Genomic DNA, 17,417 nt, shown 5'->3' on the forward strand with positions numbered 1-17,417 from the left:
CGAACCGGTTGGCGCATCAGTTGGTGGCGATGGGGGTGGGTGCGGAGTCGGTGGTGGGTCTGTGCCTGCCGCGGGGCGTCGACATGGTGGCGGCGGTCCTCGCGACCTGGAAGGCGGGGGCGGCGTATGTGCCGTTGGATCCGGAGTATCCGGCGGAGCGGCTGGAGTTCATGCTCGCGGACAGTGGCGCGTCGGTTGTCATTGGCAGGGGTGGTCTGTCGCCGGACGATCCTCAGGTCTTGGCGAGGCCGTCGACGGCGCCGGATGTCACTGTTGGTGCGGACGAGTTGGCGTATGTGATCTATACGTCGGGTTCGACGGGTGTGCCGAAGGGTGTGGCGGTTTCGCACGGTGCGGTGGCGTCGATGGTGGCGGCGTTGTCGCCGGAGCTGGGTGCGGCGCCGGGGGTGCGGGTGTTGCAGTTCGCGTCGTTCAGCTTCGACGCGTCGGTGCTGGACCTGGCCGTCACGCTCGCCAATGGCGCGACGCTGGTGGTCGCGTCGGCGGCCGAGCGAGCCGATACGACCCTGCTGACCCGGATGCTGCGCGACAGCCGCGTGAGCGCGGCCAGCGTCGTCCCGTCCCTGCTCGCCGTCCTCGACCCTGCCGGGTTGCCGGACGTGTCGACGCTGTTGGTGGGTGCGGAGCCGATCAGCCGTGAGCAGGCGCAGCTGTGGTCCGAGGGTCGGCGGCTGGTGAACACCTACGGTCCGACGGAGTCGACCGTGATGGTGACGGCGGGGCGGATCGACGGTAGGGAGTCGGCGGTGCCGATGGGCGCGCCGGTGGCCAATACCCGCGTGTACGTGTTGGACGAGCGTTTGCAGCCGGTGCCGGTGGGTGTGCCGGGTGATCTGTATGTCGCGGGCGGGCAGTTGGCGCGCGGGTATGCGGGCCGTGCGGGGTTGACGGCGGAGCGGTTTGTTGCGGCGCCGTTCGGTGGCGTGGCGGGTGGGCGGATGTATCGCACCGGTGACCGGGCGCGGTGGACGGCGGACGGGCGGCTGGTTTTCGCGGGGCGGGCGGATGAGCAGTTGAAGATCCGTGGGTTCCGGGTAGAGCCGGGTGAGGTGAGTGCGGCGTTGTCGGCGTGTGCCGGCGTGGCGCAGGTGGCGGTCGTCGCCCGCGAGGACACCCTCGGTGACACCCGTCTGGTGGCCTACGTGGTCCCCGCCGACGGCCGGTCCGCCACCGAACTCCCGGCCACGGTGCGCGCGTTCGCGACCGACCTGCTGCCGTCCTACCTGGTCCCGTCCGCCGTCGTCGTCCTCGACGCGCTGCCGCTGACCGTGAACGGGAAGCTGGACCGCGGGGCGCTGCCCGCCCCCGAGTACACGGTCACGGCTGCGAACGTGGACCACGGACCGCTGGGCCACCTCGCGGCCACCGTTCGTGCGGCCTTCGCGGAGGTCCTGGGTCTGCCGACGGTGGGAACGGACGACGACTTCTTCGCACTCGGCGGGCATTCGCTGCTGGCGGTATCGCTGGTGGAGCGGTTGCAGGAGCGGGGCGTGGCCGTCTCGGTGCGCGATGTGATCTCCTCACCGACCCCGGCCGGCCTCCTGCGCGCACTGACCCTGTCGTCGATCCAGGACGCCTTGGGGACGCTCCTGCCGATCCGTGCGCAGGGCGACGGGCCGGCGCTCTTCTGTGTTCACCCGGGGGTCGGGTTGAGCTGGTGCTACCGGCCCCTGGCCGGCTACGTGCCGGACGGCACCCCGATCTACGGGCTCCAGTCGCGGGGCCTGGACGGAACGAGCGAGCCGGCGTCGTCCCTGCGGGAGATGGCGGCGGACTACGTCGCGCAGATCCGGACCGTTCAGGAACACGGCCCGTACCAGCTGCTGGGCTGGTCCTCCGGTGGTCTGGTGGCGCACGAGATGGCCGTCCAGCTGCAGGCCGCGGGGGAGGAGGTGTCGGCCCTGGTCATCCTCGACACCTACCCGCTCGACCTGGATCGGGACCTCGACGGGGACCGGGAGGACGCTGCCCAGAGCCAGACCCGGCCCCAGACTGAGACCCAGACCCAGACCGAGACCGGGTCCGAGACGGTCGAGGAGTGGAAGGCCAGGGAGGTCGCCCGGCGGACGCAGGACGCCCGCGAGCAGTTCAGCGCCGTCCTGGGGGGCATGTCCGAGGCGGAACTGGAGGCGTGTGCGCGGGTGTTCGTGAACAATGCGCTGGTCACCCGGGCACACGGCTTCGGACGCTTCGACGGTGACGTCCTGGTCGTCGTGGCGACGGAGGGCAAGCGGGAGGACACGCCCGGCCCGGAGAGCTGGCAGCGGTACGTCACCGGCGTCGTCTCCGCCCCCCGGCTCGCCCGTACCCATGACGAGCTGGGCCGGCCCGAGACGCTGGGCGAGGTCTGGAACGCGGTGGCCGCCTGGCTGGACCGGGAGTAGGCCGGACGATCCGCCCGGGACGGTACGAGGGGCCGGCATCCGCGGTGCGGGTGCCGGCCCCGGCCGTGCCCCGGATCAGCCTCTGGGCTGAGTCCTGAGGAGCGATTTGCCGGGAGCCCCCGGCGGCTAGCATCGCTGGCGTGGAACGATCTCCGAAGCCTCCTGTCCTGCTGAGGCGGCTGTCGCCGGACGCGTTGACGATGCTCAGCTGGTGGGCGGCGGCCGCGTTCGCGCTCGTGTTGTACGGGACGATGCCGGGGCCCACCCATCCGGTCTTCATGGCCCCGAAGCAGTTCCTCCACCTGGCTCCCTGGGCACTGGTGCTGATCATCGTGGCCCTGGCCTTGCCGATCGGGTGGGCCAGCCGGCTGCCGGTGCCGGTGCTCGGGGTGCTGCTGGCCGAGGCGGTCGCGGCGGAGGTGTTCGGGGAACGGACGTGGCCCTTCCTCCTGGCGGCGGACCTCCTGGTCTTCTACGTCACCGTGACCCGGTCGCGCCGGACGGCCGCGGTGGCGGTCTCCTCGGTGGTGGTGGTGTGGGCCACGGTGTCGGTGGCCCTGCGGTCCGCGTCGGTGTTGCAGAGCATCGGCGGTCCGTGGGCCAGCCTCGTGGTGACCACCGTCCTCGCCTGGATCGCCGGCAGCTGGGTGCGGTTGCGGCAGGAGCACACCGAGACCCTGCGCGCCCAGAGCGCGACCCGGGCGGTGCAGGCGGAGCGCGCCCGGATCGCCCGTGAGCTGCACGACATGGTGGCGCACAGCATCGGGGTGATCGCCATCCAGGCCGGTGCGGCGGCGAGGGTGATCGAGACCCAGCCGGTCGGGGCGCGGGACGCGCTGGTGGTGATCGAGACGACCAGCCGGGAGACCCTGGCGGGCCTGCGGCGGATGCTGGGCGCGCTTCGGGAGGCCGACGCGGACCAGTCGGACTCGGCGCCGGCGCCGGGGCTGGCGGATCTCGACCGGCTGGCCGAGACCGCGGCGGACGCCGGAGTGCGGGTGGAGGTGCGGCGGCGCGGACGCCGGCGGCCGCTGCCTCCCGAGGTCGAGCTGTCCGCGTTCCGGATCGTCCAGGAGTCGGTGACCAACGTGGTCCGTCATGCGGGCGGTGCCCGGTGCTGGGTGGACGTGGACTACGGGGAGGAGGAGCTCTCCCTGGAGATCGTCGACGACGGGCGCGGGAGGGCGGGCGCGAGCCCGAGCGTCGGAAGCGGCTACGGGATCGTGGGGATGCGCGAGCGGGTGGGCCTGTTGCACGGTCAGTTCAGTGCCGGGCCGGGGCCCCGGGGCGGCTTCCGTGTGATGGCTAGACTTCCGCTATGACGATCCGGATCGTACTTGCCGATGACCAGCCACTCGTGCGAGCGGGACTGCGGATGGTGATCACGGACGCGCCCGACATCGAGATCGTGGGGGAGGCCGGGACGGGGGCCGAGGCGCTCGGGCTGGCGCGGGAACTGCGCCCCGACGTCGTGGTGATGGACATCCGGATGCCGGTGATGGACGGCATCGAGGCGACGAGACTGATCAAGGAGCTGTCCGATCCACCGAACGTGCTGATCCTGACGACGTTCGACGACGACGAGAACGTCTACGCGGCGTTGCGGGCGGGCGCGGGCGGGTTCCTGGTCAAGGACATGGTGCTGGAGGACATCCTGGCGGCGGTGCGGGTGGTCGCGGCCGGGGACGCGTTGATCGCGCCCGGGGTCACGCGCCGGCTGATCGAGGGCTTCGTCGAGCGGGGCCCGGTGCGCCCGTCGCGGCGGCGGGAGATCGATGGGATCACCGAGCGCGAGCGTGAGGTGCTGGTGCTGATCGGGCGCGGGATGTCCAACAGCGAGATCGCCGAGCAGTTGTACATCAGTGTCGCGACGACGAAGAGTCACGTGGCGCGACTGCTGGCGAAGCTCGACGCCCGGGACCGGGTGCAGCTGGCGATCGCGGCCTACGAGACGGGCCTGATCGAGCCGGCCGGCTGAACCGGAGGCCCGCAGGCCCCGGAAGCCCGCAAAGCCCCGAGGCCCGGGTAGCCCGCAAAGCCCCGAGGCCCCGGAGCCGTTGAGGTGCGGGGCTCCGGGGCACGGGTGTCCCGCACCGGATCGCCGGCCTGGCCGCGCCACCCACGCCACCGCACCGCCGCGTGAGGGCCACCGCACCGCCGTGCGAAGGCCACCGCGCCACCGCGCCGCCATGCGACCGAAGGGCGGCGCGACCCGAGAGGCAACGACCGCCGTTTGTCAGTGGGACATGGCGACGAGCACCCGGCGGGCGCCGCTGTAGGGCCGGCGGCCGTGGGCCAGGGTGAGGTTGTCGACGAGCAGGACGTCGCCCTGCTGCCAGGCGATGTCGTGGGCCAGTTCGAGGCCGGTGTCGCGGATCCTGGTGACGTACTCCGCCGGGATGGGGGAGCCGTCGGCGAAGGTGACCGACTGGGGCAGCTCGTCGGCGGGGACGATCGACGCCAGCTCGCGCATGGTGTCCTCGCCGAGCGTGGCCGGGTGCCACTGGTCGGCCTGGTTGAACCAGAGCTCCTCACCGGTGGCGGGGTGACGTATCGTCGCCGGCCTTACGGTCCGCGTGCGGAGGGCGTTGCCGGCGGTCCACTCCCACTGGGTGCCGGTCGGGGCGAGGATCTTCTCGACCTGGGCGCGGTCGTCGGTCTCGAAGGTGGCCTGCCAGCTCTTCCCGAAGCCGCGGCCGCCGTGGAGGTACTGCCGGTAGCACAGCCCCCCGCTGAACTCCCGCCGCAACGGCTCGTCGAGGGCGGCCAGCCAGGCGGCGTTGTCGAGCAGGGGGGTGGCGCCCCCGGTGGCGGACGGCTGCACGCAGAAGAAGAGCAGCCGGGCCGGCCAGGCGGGGGCGTAGGAGAGCTCGCTGTGCATCGAGATGGCGTACTCGGGCGGGTACTCCGTCGAGGTGTAGACGTTCTCGCCGACCTTCGTCCTGGGCGTGTTGCCGTGGATGTAGGCGAGGCGCTCGGGGAGCAGCAGCGGCATCACACCGGCCAGCGACGCCTCCGTCACGTCGAACCCCCGGATGAGCAGGGCCTGGTGGCGGTCGAGGATCTCACGGACGTCGGCCGAGGCGAGGTGCCCGGCCAGCGCCCGTGGGTCGGCCGCGATGCCCGCGCTCTCGGGCGTGATCAGCTCGGGAGCCCAACTCTGCCCGCGGTGGTGCCAGTTGCTCATGGAAGGATCTCCTCGATGTGTGGGACATCGGGGCCGACGGGTGCAACTGGCGTACCGCCGCGGTTGAACGTCCGTCAGCCCTCGGTCCAGCCGTGGTTCTTGCCGAACTGCAACAGCGCGCCGCGGACCTGAAGGACCTGCTCGCCGGTCAGCGAAGGCGCGCTCTCCAGCAGGAGTTCGGTGACGTCGCGGAGGAACTGGGCGGAGGTGAGGACGTCGCACAGGGAGTCGTCGTCGTCGGCCACCGACCGGGCGGTGGTGGCCGGCGCCGTCGCGGCCGGGCGGGCGAGGGCGCCCTTGGGCAGGCGCACGGAGGAGGCCTTCAGACCGCGGTCCCCCTCTTCCATCTCGAACTCGACCACGAGGCCCGAATGCACCGTGGATTCGGGCATCAGCATGTCGTTGACATGCAGGAAGACGTCTTCCCCGCCGTGGTCGGGAGCGATGAAGCCATAACCCCGGACACTGTCGTAACGCACCACACGACCGGCAACCACGTGTACCCCCAAAGACAACCCGGGCCCCTTGCCCGAAACCTGAACCAGAGAATAGTCGAATGGGATTCACGGGAAAAGAAATCCCTGCTGCCGCCCCTCGAACATCCGATACGCGCGGGTCACCCAAAGGGTCTCGGAACTCGGGGGTTTGGGCGGATGCCGGTCCGGAAGCGGAAAGGCCCCGGCCGGGTCCCGTGGAATCCGGGACCCGGCCGGGGCTTCTCGTCGTCGCAGGGGCGTCGTCGCAGGGGCGTCGTCGCAGGGGCGTCGCCGAAGGGGGCGTCGTGGGCGTCGTGGGTGTCAGTGGAGCTCGGGGCTGAGGTCGGGGTCGAGGTCCGGGGTGACGGGGGTCTGCTGGGCGAACTGCGTGCGGTAGAGGTCGGCGTAGAGGCCGCCCGCGGTGAGGAGTTCGTCGTGGCTGCCGCTCTCGCGGACCCGGCCGTTGTCGATGACGAGGATCTGGTCGGCCTCGCGGATGGTCGAGAGGCGGTGGGCGATCACGAGTGAGGTCCGGCCGGCCAGCGCGGTCTTGAGGGCGTGCTGGATGGACGCCTCGGACTCGGAGTCGAGGTGCGCGGTGGCCTCGTCGAGGACGACGATCGGCGGGGCCTTGAGGAGGAGCCGGGCCAGCGAGATCCGCTGCTTCTCGCCGCCGGAGAGCCGGTAGCCGCGGTCGCCGACGACGGTGTCCAGGCCGTCGGGCAGCGCGCTGATGGTGTCCCAGATGAGGGCGGCGCGACAGGCCTCGGTGATCTCGTGCTCGGTGGCGTCGGGCCGGGCGTACTCGAGGTTCGCGCGCAGGGTGTCGTGGAACAGGTGCGCGTCCTGGGTGACGACGCCGACGGTGTCGCGCAGGGACTGGAGGGTGACGTCCCTGATGTCGTGGCCGCCGATGCGGACGGTGCCCTGGTTCGGGTCGTAGAGCCGGGGGACGAGCTGGGTGATCGTGGTCTTCCCGGCGCCGGAGGGGCCGACGAGCGCGGTCAGCCTGCCGGCCGGGGCGCGGAAGGTGAGGTCCTGGAGGGTCCAGGCGTCGGAGGCCCGCTCCGGGCGGCGCAGCGCGATGGACTCCAGGGAGGCGAGGGAGACCTCGCTCGCGCTGGGGTAGCGGAAGCTGACGCCGTCGAACTCGATGTCGGGGGCCGTGGCGCCGTCGTCGCCGGGCCTCTTGGCGCCGGGGAGCGGGCGGTCCTTTCCGCGGGCGGTGGCCCGGCCGGTGTGCGGTGTGCGGGTGCCGGGCAGGTCGTGGGCGTCGGGGCGCTCGGAGATCAGGGGCTTGAGGTCGAGGACCTCGAAGACGCGGTCGAAGCTCACCACGGCGGTCATGGCCGTCACCTGGAGGGAGGAGAGCTGGTTGATGGGGCCGTAGAGGCGCAGGAGGAGGGTGACCATCGCGACGAGGGTGCCGAGCTGGAGGGTGCCGTGGATGGTCAGGATGCCGCCGAGGCCGTAGACCAGGGCGGTGGTGAAGGTGGTGAGGATGGTGACGAGGATGAACAGCAGGCGCCCGTAGACGACGCCGGAGACGGCGATGTCGCGCACGCGGGCGGCCTTGCCGGAGAAGAGGGAGGCCTCGCTGTCGGTGCGGCCGTAGAGCTTGGCGAGCATGGCGCCGGAGACGTTGAAGCGCTCGTTCATCGTCGAGCTCATCTCGGCGTCGAGCTGCATGGTCTCGCGGACGATGCGCTGGAGCCGGCGGCCGATGAGCTTGGCGGGGAACAGGAACAGCGGGACCATCACGAGCGCGGCGACGGTGATCTGCCAGGAGAGGTAGAACATCGCGGCGAGCACCAGGACGAGGGTGAGGACGGTGGATACCGACTGGGACAGCAGGGTGGTCACGGCGGTCCGGGCCCCGACGACGTCCGAGTTGAGGCGGCTGACCAGCGAGCCGGTCTGGGCGCGGGTGAAGAAGGCCAGGGGCTGTTCCTGGACGTGCGAGAACACCTTGGTGCGCAGGTCGTAGACGAGGCCCTCGCCGACGCGTCCCGAGCACCAGGCCTGGAGGTAGATGGCCACCCCGTCGACCAGGGCCAGGCCGGCGACCAGGACGCAGAGCCAGGCCACGACGCCGGTGTCGCGGGGCAGGATGCCCTTGTCGATGATCTGCTTGAGGACCAGCGGGCTGGTGGTGGTGATGACGGCGTCGGCGACGGTCACCAGCAGCAGCAGGGCCATCGGCCAGCGGTACTTGAGGATGTAGGGGACGATCCGGCGCACCGTGCCGGGTTTCACCCGCTGGCGGGTGAGGGAGTCGTCGTCGAACCGCACGGGTCCCATGGGGCCCATGCCCGGGCCGGCGCCCATCATTGCCACGGAATCCCGCCTCGCTCTCGTGATGGAAGAAGAAGATGGATGAAGAGGGTGGGAGGAGCAGGGTGAAGGCCCGGGAGCGCGATCAGTGCTTGTCGAGGAACTCGATGATCGCGGTGTTGATCTCGTCGGGGCGTTCCAGGTGTCCGAGGTGTCCGCAGTCGGGGATCTCCACCAGGTCGCAGTCGGGGATGGCGTCGGCGACCTCGGCGACCAGGTGGGGCGGGCAGATCAGGTCGTCGCGGCAGGCGATGGCGCGGCAGGGCACCGTGATCCGTCGCAGGGCCTCGCGCCGATCGGTGGCGACGTCGATCCAGGCCTGGCCGCCGGAGCTGGTCGCGCCCGCCAGTTCGAGGAGGTCCAGCCAGCCGGCGACCGCGGTGTCGTCGTTGAGCGTCGCGGGGGAGAGCATCTCCAGGACGGTGCGTACGGCCTGGTAGCGCGCGGGCAGTTCGACGCCGCGCTCCAGGAGCAGCCGCTCGGCCGCCGCCATGGCCCGGCGGGCGACGTCGGAGCGGGCCCGGGTGGCGAGGAGGACGGCGGAGCGCACCAGGTGCGGTGCCTGGAGGGCGAGCTCCTGGGCGATCATGGCGCCGAGCGAGGTGCCGACCAGGTGGCACGGGCCGAGGTCCAGTGCCTCGATCAACCCCCGGGTGTCGGCGGTCAGTTCGGCGAGCGTGTACTTCCCGGCAGGCGAGTCCGAGGGGGCGATGCCGCGGTTGTCGAAGACGATCGTCTCGTAGCCGGCCCGGTGCAGCGCGGGCGTCTGGTGCACGGTCCACACCCGGCTGCCGGCTCCCGAGCCCATGATCAGCAGCACCGGATCCCCGTGGCCCGCGCGCTGGTAGGACAGCCGGATCCCGTTGGTGGTCACGAAGGGCATGACGCGGCCTCGCTGACGGTGTTCGCGTGCAAGACAGGGCTCCTGGTGATCGTGATCGGCGAGAGAGGACCCGGACGGGCACGAGAACGCCGCTGCCCGGGGCCGCCGCCGCTGCCCGGTACCGGCGCCGGTCGGCGGGCCGATGCGGGGCCGTGGGCCCCCCGGGGCCGACCCGGGAAAGCGCGTCGGGCGCACCCGCGCCTCGGCCGCGCCCCGCCGGGTCTCCACCATGGCACCACGTGCACGGGCCGATCAAGAGCCCTGGAGTCCGCCCGCCCGTCACCGTTCAACCCGCTCCCGAGGCGCAGTTGAACACCTGAGGCGATCAGCGTCCGACACCGCGCGACGCGCCCGCCCGCCCTGGGATGCTGCCGCCAGCCCTGCGGGAAGCCCCGCGGGAAGCCGTCTGCCGCCCGCGGCCCGCCGCCCGCCGTGGGTCACCTGCTGCCCGCCGCCTCCCGTGGGCCGCCCGGCGCCGCCTCCCGTGGGCCGCCCGGCCGAGGGCTCAGCGGGAGACCGTCCAGCCGGCGGCGTCCAGTCGCCGGCACAGGGCGGCCGCGGTCTCCTGGCGCACGCGCAACTCGACGAGTCCCTGGGGTTGGTCGGGCGTGTGGTCGATCCGGATGTCCTCGATGTCGACGCCGGCCTCGCCGACCGCGGCGAACACCCGGGACAGCGAGCCCGGCCGGTCGGACAGGGTCACGGTGACCGCGGCCAGGCCGCCCGGTGCCGGACCGCTGCCGGGCTCGACCCGCTCGTGCCCCCGGTTGCCGCGGCGCAGCAGGGCGTCGAGCTCGGCCGCGGCGTGCTCCCGGGCGGCCGGACCACCGCCGCCCAGCGCCCGCAGCACCTGCACCGCCCGGTCCAGGTCGGCGCCGTACGCCTCCAGCACATCGGCCACGGCGTCCGCGTTGGCCCCCAGGACCTCCCCCCAGAGCGCCGGATTGCCGTCCGCGCCCCGGGTGACGTCGCGCACCCCCTGTCCCAGCACGCGCATGCTCCCCGGCGGCGCGTGTTCCAGCCGTGCGGCCATGAGCGCGGCGACCAGGTGCGGCGCGTGCGAGGTCAGCGCCACGCTCCGGTCGTGCTCGCCGCCGTCCATGACCACCGGCGTCGCGCCGCAGAGCGCCACCAGTTCCAGTACGCGGTTGAGCACGTCCCGCGCGGTTCCGGCCGACGGCGTGAGCACCCACGGGCGGTTCTCGAACAGGTCGGCCCGCCCCGCCAGCGGACCGGGACGCCCCGCGCCGGTCAGGGGGTGGCCGCCGATGTAGCGCGACGGGTCGACACCCGCAGACACGACCTCACGCCGCGCTCCCGCCTTCAGGCCCGCGACATCGGTGTACGCCCGCGCCAGAAGGCCGTTCTGCACCCGCGCCAGTACCCCGGCCACCCGGGCGGGCGGTACGGCGACCACCGCCAGGTCCACCGGCGCCCGCACCGCCTCCAGCGATCCGGCGCCCATGGCCTCGGCCGTCCTGGCCGCCGTGCTGTCCGAGTCCTCCAGGTACACCGAAACGCCGTGACGCACCAGCGCCAGCGCGACCGACGTCCCGACCGCTCCGGTCCCGATCACAGCGGCACTTCTCACTGCCCCAACTCCCAATCCGGAGAGATGAATCGGGCACGAAGCCGCCTCGGGGCCGGCCCGGACCGGATGGTAACCCGGCGCCGGACCGCCATGTCACACCGTCCCGGGGGCCAAGATTGTCCCTGTGTCAGGCCTGACGCCTCGACAGGAGCACGACCAGGAGTGACGATTAGGGCTGATCCACGCGCGTGTTGCCTGAGAGTCGACCGCGAAGCACCAGAGGGCAGCTGGTGTTGACCCGGACACCCGGTGAGGTCGACTCCGGCTTTTGTAGTCGGCGAGCCGCTATCCAACGGGGAGAACACCTTGAGCCAGTCAGTCGCGCAATCGCTCGAGTCCGCGGATGCAAGGACGACTGTCAATGCCATCAAACCAGCTATACCCTCTCAAACCCGCCGAACGAGGGTGACGGCCGTTCCCATCCACTCACTGCGCCCCGGCGACTCGCCGCGATCCGAGGGGAAGGACACCAATCACGTCGCCCAACTGGCAGAACTCGACGCGCCACTGCCACCGATCCTGGTCGAACGCGACACCATGCGCGTCATCGACGGAATGCACCGCGTCATGGCCGCGCTGCTGAAGGGCCAGGAGACCATCGATGTCGAGTTCTTCGACGGTAGCACCGACGATGCCTTCCTGCGTGCCGTCGAAGCCAACGTTTCCCACGGCCTGCCCCTCTCGCACTCCGACCGCCGTGCCGCGGCCGAACGGATCATCCAGACCCACCCGCACATGTCCGACCGCGCCATCGCACGGGCCGCGGGCCTCGGCGCCAAGACCGTTGCCACCATTCGCCACCGCTGCGCCCGGACCGTTCCCCAGCCCGCCACGCGCGTCGGCCGCGACGGCAGGGTCCGGCCGCTGAACAGCGTGGAGGGTCGACAACGCGCCGCCCAGCTGATAGCGGAACGCCCCTTCGCCTCCCTGCGCGAGGTCGCACGGCTCGCGGGGATCTCCCCGGCCACCGTCAGCGACGTCCGCAAGCGACTTGAGTCCGGTGAGTCACCCGTCCCCGGCTCCGAGGGTCACCGCCACGACGGCGGTGACCAGGACGCCGCAGGGGCGGGCGAGAGCAACGGCGGCGACCGGGCCGGCGCACAGGCCAGGAGCGCCAAGGCGAAGGCGGACCGGCGGGTCCGGCTGCTCCACCTCGACCCCGCCTCGGTCCTCGACAAGCTCCTGCGCGACCCCTCCCTGCGTCACAAGGAGGAGGGCCGTCAACTCCTGCGCCTGCTCCAGCAGAACTCGATCGGCTCCCGCAGCTGGGCGGACCTGAGCGCCGTCGTGCCGCCGCACTGCGGGGCGCTCGTCGTCGAGCTCGCGCGGCAGTTCGCCGAGACGTGGGCGGAGTTCGCCCAGGAGCTCGACGACCGTGTGCGCTCCGTCGAGCACCGCACCGCGACCCAGTAGGCCCCCGCCTGCGCGCGGCTCCTGGCCGGACCGCCGCCCCCCGACCCCGGGGTGGCGGCGGTCCCGCCGGTGGCCGTCCGTCCGTCAGAGCTTGCGGGCGACGCCGGCGTACATCCAGCGGGTGGTGTCCTCGGTCGGGCCGTCCGGCCGCCACAGCGGGACGAAGTCGACGCCGGGCTCCAGCAGTTCCCAGCCCTCGAAGAACGCCTCGACCTCGGCCCGGCCGCGTCCGTTGATGCGCGACTCGGTGTCGTCCCACGTCTTCGCCACCTCGGCGGCCCGCTGCGGGTTGCCCTCGAAGGTGCTGTGGGAGAGCAGCAGGTGGCTGCCCGGGGCGAGCCGGCTGTGGACCGCCCGGACCGCGGCGTGCGCGTGGTCATCGCCGACGAAGTGGAGGACGGCGAGCAGCAGGACGGCGACCGGCTGCGAGAGGTCGATCAGCTCGCGCAGCGCGGGGCGGTCCAGGAGCTCGTCGAGGTCGCGGAGGTCGCCGGTCAGGACGGTGGTGGTGCGGTTGTCCGCGAGGAGGGCCCGGCCGTGGGCGAGCACGATCGGGTCGTTGTCGATGTAGACGACCCGGGCGTCGGGGGCGACGGCCTGCGCCACCTCGTGCACGTTGCCCTGGGCGGGCAGGCCCGAGCCGATGTCGATGAACTGGCGGATGCCGGCCGCCACGCAGAGCCGGACGGCGCGGCGCAGGAACTCCCGGTTCTCGCGGGCCGCCTGCGGGATGTCGGGAGCGGCGGAGACGGCGTGCTCGGCGGCGACCCGGTCGGGCGGGAAGTTGTCCTTCCCACCGAGCCAGTAGTCGTAGATCCGGGCGGGATGCGGACGGTCGGTCTGGAGGTCCGTCGTCCCGCTGGTTCCTCTGGCGTCGAACATCCGGTCCCCTCCGGTGAACTGAACGGCATTCATCCGCCTGCGCGGCAGGGACGCCGCCCGGTCGAACGTCCACGCATGATAGCGGGCCCGGTCGACGGGGGAGGGCGGTCCCTTCCCGAAGGGGCACGACGCCGCGGCGGGGGGCGTCCGAATCGGGCGCGTGCGAATTCCATCGATTTTGCATGTCCATGTCGTTAGAGTGCTGCAACGTCAACAGCCGACGCAGTGAGCGGAGTTCCATGGCCATCGCGCGCAGGTCCATCCTCAAGGGCTCTTCGGCGGCCGGTGCCGCCCTGGTCGCGGGCGGTGCGCCCGCCGCGGCGGCCGAGCCCGCACCCGACCCGGCACCGGCCGCGAGCCCGCTGCTCCGGTCGACCCCGCACCGCCTCGGGGCGCCGAGCGTGAACGGGCTCCACCTCCAGTTCGGCACGGACGCCTCGTCGGAGATGACGGTCTCCTGGATCACCCCGCAGTCGGTGGGCCGCCCGCACGTCCGGCTCGGTTCGCCGGACGGCGGCCTCGGCCGGGTGGTCGACGCCGAGACGCGCACCTACCGGGACGCGCTCTCCAAGGAGGAGGTGTACGTCCACCACGCGCGGCTGTCCGGACTCCGCCCGGCGACCACCTACCTCTACGCCGCCGGCCACGACGGCGCCAACCCGGAGACCGGCTCCTTCACCACCGCCCCGCGCGGCCGCTCCGCCTTCACCTTCACCAGCTTCGGCGACCAGGCCACCCCCAACCTCCGGCGGCAGGTCGTGTTCCCGGACGGCGTCCCCTCGCCGCTCGGCAAGTACCCGGTGTTCACCAGCAGCCAGGTCGGCACCGCCGCGTCCGCCGATATCGTGGCGGCCGTCGAGCGGGTCGGCCCGCTGTTCAACCTCGTCAACGGGGACCTCTGCTACGCCTCGTACAGCGGCCGCCACGGGCAGAGCCGGGTGGCGACCTGGGCGGACTGGTTCATCAACAACAGCCGCTCGACCAGGCTGCGCCCCTGGATGCCGTGCGCCGGCAACCACGAGAACGAGGGCGGCAACGGCCCGATCGGCGCCGCGGGCTACCAGGCCTACTTCAACCTCCCCGACTCCTCGGCCTCCCTCGACGAGGAGACCCGCGGGATGTGGTACGCGTTCACGGTCGGCGCGGTCCGCTTCATCAGCCTCGCCAACGACGACGTGGCGATCCAGAACAGCGGTGACACCTACCTGCGGGGCTACTCCGGCGGCGCCCAGCAGCGCTGGCTGGAGCGCGAGTTGAGAGCAGCCCGGGGCAGCCGGGCGATCGACTGGATCGTCGTCTGCATGCACCACCCGATGATCTCCAGCTCCCTGCACGGCAGCGGCAGTGACCTCGGCATCCGCGAGACCTGGGGCCCGCTGTTCGACGCCTACGGCGTGGACCTCGTCGTCAGCGGCCACGAGCACTACTACGAGCGCTCCCACCCCGTCCGCGGGACCCTCCCCAACGACACCCGCACCCCGGTGCCGTCCGGCACCGACCCCGACCTGGCCGACACCGACCACGGCACCGTCCACATGATCATCGGCGCCGGCGGCAACGCCGCCACCACCCAGGACGACCTGTTCGAGCAGCCCAAGGGCCGGGTGGTCATCGGGCTGGAGGACCCGAAGCCGGGGGCCCCGTACCGGGAGTCGATCTGGCTCACCGAGGACGCCCCCTGGGCCGCCGTGCAGGACCGCAAGCACACCCACGGCTTCGCGGCCTTCGACGTCGACCCCGGCGACCGCCGCGGCGGCCGCACCCGGATGCGGGTCACGTACTACACCTTCGACGGCCCGCACGGCGAGCTGACCCCGGTGGACACCTTCACCCTGGAGCGCAGCCGCTCCGACGCCCGGGACTGACGAGGCCGGGCCGGTGGGCGCGGCCGGGGTGGCCGAACCCGCCGGCCCGGCGGGGGCAGTGGGGTACCGGGGGAGGGGTCAGCAGCTCCAGTCGACCTTGTAGAAGCTGGCGTAGTGGTCCGAGGTGTAGTAGTCCTCGTGGTAGACCTTGCCGGTGATGATCCGGCGCGCGCCACGGGTGGGGCTGTTCGGGGTGATCACGGTGTACTCGTGGTAGTAGCCCGAGGACTTGGCGGGCAGCACGCGCTCGCGGTTCTGGAAGACGACGCCGTCCTGCGAGTACGGGAACGGCCCGCCGGCGTCGATCAGGTCCAGGGTGTCCCAGGCCTGGCCGGGCAGGTCGCTCAGACAGACGCTGCCGCTGACGGTGGCGTGCGCCTCGGTGGCGAACACCGCGGTGGGGGCGAGGGAGAGCAGGCCGACGGTGAGGGCGGCGGCGGCGCGGGTCTTCAACGCGCGTAGAACAATTCGCATGACAGCAGTCTGAAGTGTTGTCAGGTTCAGGTGGAAGGCTCGTCGGGGCGGCGGAGGAACACTTCATTCCGGCGTAACCGCTCCAGAACCGTCAGGACTCGTGGCGTACCGCCACCATGAGCGTCCCGGGGCTGCGCTCCTGTCATCCGGGCGCGCCGGCCGGCCGCCGCCCCGGCTCGAAAAGGGTTTGACGTCCGTCGGTGACCGCCGGTCGGATGGCACCTCATGAGCGCAGAGCAGATGCACCCCGGTCAGCACCCCGTCGACGACGACCTCGTACGGCGGCTGGTCGCCGGGCGGTTCCCGCAGTGGGCCGGGCTGGCGGTGGAGCGGCTGCCGTCCGGTGGCACGGTCAACGTCATGTACCGGCTGGGCGACGCGATGGTCGTGCGGCTGCCGATGGTGGGCGGCGGGGCCGAGGACGTGGCACTGGAACAGCGGTGGCTGCCCCGCCTCGCGCCCCACCTGCCGACCTCCGTCCCGGAGGTGCTCGGCGCCGGGGAGCCCGCCGAGGGGTTCCCGTGGCCGTGGTCGGTGTGCCGCTGGCTCCCGGGGGAGAACCCCGAGGCGGGTGCGCTCGACGAGCCGGTGCTGCTGGCCGAGGACCTTGCCGGGTTCGTGACCGCGATGCGGGGCCTCGCCCTGCCCGGCGCGCCGGCCGCCTACCGCGGCGGGCCGCTCGCGCGGCTCGACGCGTCGACCCGCGCGGCGATCGCGCAACTGCGCGACATTCCCGAGGAGGGCGTCGACTGCGACGCCGCGACCGCCGTGTGGGAGGAGGCGCTGCGGGCCCCGGCGTGGGACGGGCCGCCGGTCTGGCTGCACGCCGACCTGATGCCCGGCAACCTGCTGGTGGCCGGCGGCAGGCTGACCGCGGTGATCGACTTCGGCTGCACGGGCGTGGGCGACCCGGCCTGCGACCTCTTCCCGGCCTGGAACCTGCTGCCGGCCGACGGGCGCAGGGCCTTCCTCGGGGCACTCGACGTGGACGACGCCACCCGGACCCGCGGCCGGGGCCGGACACTCGCGCAGGCGCTGACCGCGCTGCCGTACTACCGCAGGACCAACCCGGCGATGGCGCGCAACGCCCGGCACGTGATCCGGGCGGTGCTGGAGGAGGGCTGAGGTCGGCCGCGCGGGCAGTCCGTGGCGGTGGTGTTCAGGAGCGGTGGGCGGGCATCGCTGGTGCTGTCGATCGCGGCCGTGTTCTTCTGAAATTGGCGTCATTCAAAGGAAGTTGACGCTTCATCAGAGCTGCCGCAGCCCCGGGCGGGGCTGCGGTCGGCGACCACATCCGTCAGCGACACACCTAAGGAGCGCAATGAAGCGTCTCGCCCGTACCCTTGCCGTGGCCTCGGCCGCCGGGTCACTGCTGCTGCTCGCCGCCCCCGCCTCGCAGGCGGCGGCCCCGGCGGGCTCGGCCCCGTGCGTGGACGTCACCACCGCGAACGCCGCCGGAGACGGCCGGATCTCGGTCTGTCCGCAGGGCGGCAGCACCTACCGGGTCACCGGCTTCATCGAGACCAGCCTTCCCTACGATGCCTGGAACGGCCCGATCTGCTCCGCCTGGTTCATCAAGCTGGGCACGTCGTACAAGAGCGGGCCGATTGTCTGCGCCCAGCCGAACGTGCCCACCTCGAAGAACACCTTCGACTACACCACCACCCTGTCGGCCGCACCGACGGGCGCCTGGCTCCAGCAGGTCTGGATCTGACGGCCGCCTGAGGGGTGCCCCACGCCCGGCGCGGGGCACCCCTCAGGCGCACTGCGCCGGGGCCCGGCCCGCCCCGTGACCGCCCGTGGGGGGGGGGCGGGGGGGGGCGCGGCCCTCACACACCCCAGGGGACCCCGCCCCCCCCCCCCCCCCCCCCGCAGGGCGCCGCGGCAAACCCCCCCCCCCCCCGGCG

At 72.4% G+C, this 17,417-nt stretch carries 14 protein-coding genes; 7 read left to right on the plus strand and 7 right to left on the minus strand.

The features are described 5' to 3' along the window. The 3 genes from ACFC1F_RS37505 to ACFC1F_RS37515 all read left to right on the plus strand — a co-directional run. Positions 1-2,405 (plus strand): amino acid adenylation domain-containing protein (locus ACFC1F_RS37505; RefSeq protein WP_376165355.1); only part of this gene is annotated, 2,405 nt, incomplete at its 5' end. Positions 2,406-2,545: 140 nt separating this feature from the next. Further along, positions 2,546-3,727: a sensor histidine kinase gene (locus ACFC1F_RS37510; RefSeq protein ID WP_307853323.1), complete on the plus strand. Its 1,182-nt coding sequence runs from the start codon at positions 2,546-2,548 to the stop codon at positions 3,725-3,727. Next, the gene (locus ACFC1F_RS37515; protein ID WP_209415106.1) at positions 3,724-4,383 is read left to right on the plus strand and encodes a response regulator transcription factor; all 660 of its coding nucleotides are present in this window, start codon (positions 3,724-3,726) and stop codon (positions 4,381-4,383) included. Before ACFC1F_RS37510 ends, ACFC1F_RS37515 begins: the two co-directional genes overlap by 4 nt. 258 nt (positions 4,384-4,641) lie before the next feature. Here ACFC1F_RS37515 and ACFC1F_RS37520 read toward each other — a convergent pair whose 3' ends face one another. From ACFC1F_RS37520 to ACFC1F_RS37540, 5 genes are all read right to left on the minus strand, one after another. Further along, positions 4,642-5,592 (minus strand): TauD/TfdA family dioxygenase, encoded by a 951-nt coding sequence (locus ACFC1F_RS37520; RefSeq protein ID WP_376165358.1) that lies wholly within the window; start codon positions 5,590-5,592, stop codon positions 4,642-4,644. Between the two features lie 74 nt (positions 5,593-5,666). Next, positions 5,667-6,089, minus strand: a complete 423-nt coding sequence (locus ACFC1F_RS37525; RefSeq protein WP_209415104.1) for a cold shock domain-containing protein — start codon at positions 6,087-6,089, stop codon at positions 5,667-5,669. Between the two features lie 300 nt (positions 6,090-6,389). Continuing rightward, positions 6,390-8,369 carry an ABC transporter ATP-binding protein gene (locus ACFC1F_RS37530; RefSeq protein WP_376165360.1) on the minus strand — a complete coding sequence of 660 codons (1,980 nt, stop codon included), beginning with the start codon at positions 8,367-8,369 and terminating at the stop codon, positions 6,390-6,392. Between the two features lie 118 nt (positions 8,370-8,487). Beyond that, entirely contained in the window at positions 8,488-9,285 is a 798-nt protein-coding gene (locus ACFC1F_RS37535; RefSeq protein ID WP_209415103.1) for an alpha/beta fold hydrolase, read from the minus strand. Positions 9,286-9,790: 505 nt separating this feature from the next. Beyond that, complete coding sequence (locus tag ACFC1F_RS37540) at positions 9,791-10,876, minus strand: prephenate dehydrogenase (protein ID WP_376165362.1); 1,086 nt, start codon at positions 10,874-10,876, stop codon at positions 9,791-9,793. 405 nt (positions 10,877-11,281) lie between these two features. Between ACFC1F_RS37540 and ACFC1F_RS37545 the strand changes: the two genes are divergently transcribed. Then, positions 11,282-12,289, plus strand: coding sequence for a transcriptional regulator (locus ACFC1F_RS37545; RefSeq protein WP_376165364.1), 1,008 nt, complete (start codon positions 11,282-11,284; stop codon positions 12,287-12,289). 84 nt (positions 12,290-12,373) lie between these two features. Here ACFC1F_RS37545 and ACFC1F_RS37550 read toward each other — a convergent pair whose 3' ends face one another. Then, positions 12,374-13,171 (minus strand): SAM-dependent methyltransferase, encoded by a 798-nt coding sequence (locus ACFC1F_RS37550; RefSeq protein ID WP_376165366.1) that lies wholly within the window; start codon positions 13,169-13,171, stop codon positions 12,374-12,376. 239 nt (positions 13,172-13,410) lie between these two features. Here ACFC1F_RS37550 and ACFC1F_RS37555 point away from each other — a divergent pair, with 239 nt between their 5' ends. Then, the gene (locus ACFC1F_RS37555) at positions 13,411-15,036 is read left to right on the plus strand and encodes a purple acid phosphatase family protein (RefSeq protein WP_376165368.1); all 1,626 of its coding nucleotides are present in this window, start codon (positions 13,411-13,413) and stop codon (positions 15,034-15,036) included. Positions 15,037-15,114: 78 nt separating this feature from the next. Here ACFC1F_RS37555 and ACFC1F_RS37560 read toward each other — a convergent pair whose 3' ends face one another. Continuing rightward, positions 15,115-15,510, minus strand: a complete 396-nt coding sequence (locus tag ACFC1F_RS37560) for a ribonuclease domain-containing protein (protein ID WP_376165370.1) — start codon at positions 15,508-15,510, stop codon at positions 15,115-15,117. Positions 15,511-15,735: 225 nt separating this feature from the next. Here ACFC1F_RS37560 and ACFC1F_RS37565 point away from each other — a divergent pair, with 225 nt between their 5' ends. After that, positions 15,736-16,635: an aminoglycoside phosphotransferase family protein gene (locus ACFC1F_RS37565; RefSeq protein ID WP_376165372.1), complete on the plus strand. Its 900-nt coding sequence runs from the start codon at positions 15,736-15,738 to the stop codon at positions 16,633-16,635. Between the two features lie 196 nt (positions 16,636-16,831). After that, positions 16,832-17,224, plus strand: coding sequence for a hypothetical protein (locus ACFC1F_RS37570; protein ID WP_376165373.1), 393 nt, complete (start codon positions 16,832-16,834; stop codon positions 17,222-17,224). Positions 17,225-17,417: the final 193 nt, after the last annotated feature.

Origin of the sequence: Kitasatospora sp. NPDC056181 (assembly GCF_042266225.1) — a bacterium.
GTDB lineage: Bacteria > Actinomycetota > Actinomycetes > Streptomycetales > Streptomycetaceae > Kitasatospora.